The organism is Vibrio sp. Vb1026, assembly GCF_033338745.1.
GTDB lineage: Bacteria > Pseudomonadota > Gammaproteobacteria > Enterobacterales > Vibrionaceae > Vibrio > Vibrio alginolyticus.
Window position 1 is genome coordinate 1 of sequence record NZ_JAWOTH010000107.1, and the last position, 1,315, is coordinate 1,315.

Here is a 1,315-nt window from a genome sequence, read left to right on the forward strand (position 1 = left end):
TCAGTCCTGTTATTCATGAAGCACTGCTTAAAGAGTTGAGCAAAGAGAGTGAGGAAACGGGCAAATCGATTGAAATCAAATACGTTTCGCACGAGGCCTTTAAAGCACGCACCGAGCAAAGTCGCGCAGTGGTTCGAACCGGTGAATGCACACCGTACGCGAACGTGATTTTCCAAGCGGGCGTGGTTTTTTACGCCTGAGAATTGAGGACAGATTATGACTCAAGCCATTCTACAACTGAGCGAAATCGAAAAAGCGTTCCCAGGTGTAAAGGCGCTAGATAAAGCGAGCCTGAACGTATACCCAGGTCGTGTTATGGCGCTCATGGGCGAAAATGGGGCAGGCAAGTCAACTTTGATGAAAGTGCTGACCGGTCTTTACCATATGGATGCGGGTAGCATCCAGTATCAGGATCAACCTGCTGCATTTAAAGGTCCGCGAGATTCTCAAGAAGCGGGCATCAGCATTATTCACCAAGAGTTGAACTTAATCCCTGAACTGACAATCGCTGAGAACATTTTTCTCGGTCGTGAATTTACCGGTTCTATGGGGCGCATTCAGTGGAGCAAAATGTACGCGGAAGCGGACAGACTTCTACAACGTTTGAACGTAAAACACAGCTCGAAAACCTTGCTTGGTGATCTAAGTTTGGGTGAGCAACAAATGGTGGAAATTGCTAAAGCGCTCTCGTTTGAATCGAAAGTCATCATCATGGATGAACCAACCGATGCGCTTACAGATACAGAAACCGAATCTCTGTTCAAAGTGATTAATGAGCTTCGTGAGCAAGGCTGCGGCATTGTATATATCTCACACCGCCTGAAAGAAATCTTTGAAATCTGTGACGACATTACCGTGCTTCGTGACGGTAAATTTATCGGTGAATGCCGAGTAGCAGACACGGATGAAGACGGCTTAATCGAAATGATGGTTGGCCGTAAATTAGAAGAGCAATACCCGCGTATTGATGTAAAGCACGGCGAGACATGCCTTGAAGTGATTGGCTTGACAGGCTCTGGCGTTCACGATGTGAGCTTCACGCTTAAACGCGGTGAGATTTTGGGTATCTCTGGTTTGATGGGCGCAGGCCGGACCGAGTGAATGAAAGTGATTTACGGCGCGCTACCAAGCGAGCATGGCGTTATCAATCGCGATAACAAAACCATTAATCCGGTTAGCCCGCAAGATGGCTTGGCAAATGGCATCGCTTACATCTCGGAAGACCGCAAAGGGGATGGTCTGGTGCTGGGTTTGTCCGTGAAAGAGAACATGTCTCTGTGTGCATTGGATAAGCTAACCAAAGGCGTACAAATCC

1 protein-coding gene and 1 pseudogene are annotated in these 1,315 nt (G+C 47.6%); both read left to right on the forward strand.

Going from position 1 to position 1,315, the window contains the following annotated elements:
- Positions 1 to 200, forward strand: a 200-nt coding sequence (locus R7E47_RS24530; RefSeq protein ID WP_318085316.1) for an RbsD/FucU domain-containing protein, incomplete at its 5' end; no start/stop codon positions are given.
- 16 nt (positions 201 to 216) lie between these two features.
- Positions 217 to 1,315: pseudogene (locus R7E47_RS24535) on the forward strand (ATP-binding cassette domain-containing protein); the annotation flags it as partial.